At 73.7% G+C, this 460-nt stretch carries 1 protein-coding gene; it reads right to left on the reverse strand.

All coding sequences use genetic code 11. From position 1 onward, the window contains the following. A partial coding sequence (locus tag G3I78_RS48185; protein ID WP_164436954.1) for a YbdK family carboxylate-amine ligase occupies window positions 1–460 on the reverse strand: 460 nt, incomplete at both ends.

Here is a 460-nt window from a genome sequence, read left to right on the forward strand (position 1 = left end):
AGGAGCGTCGCGGTGTCGGGGTCGAGGCACACGTCGGCGACGCGGATCTCGACCGTCGGGTAGCGCGACGACAGCCGGGCGTCGAAGTAGACCATGTTCTCGTCGAGGATCGTGCCGGTCGCGACGAGGGTGTCGACCGCGTCGCGGTACGCCTCGGGCGAGCCGAACGCCCGGGTGGGCCCCGACGTCGGCCAGCGGGACCAGACCTGGGACCGGAAGCTCGCGTACCCGCTGTCCTGGCCCTGCCAGAACGGGGAGTTGGGGCTCAGCGCGAGGAGCGTGGGGAGCCACGGCCCGATGCGGTCGAGGACGGCGACCCCCTCGGTGTCGTCCGCGACGGCGACGTGCACGTGGCACCCGCTCGTGAGCTGCTCGCGCGCCGTGAGGCCGAACGCGGCGCGGGCCTCGAGGTAGCGCAGGCGGGAGACGGTGGTGCCCTCGAAGGGCAGGGGCGAGGTGG

The organism is Streptomyces sp. SID13726, assembly GCF_010548375.1.
GTDB lineage: Bacteria > Actinomycetota > Actinomycetes > Streptomycetales > Streptomycetaceae > Streptomyces.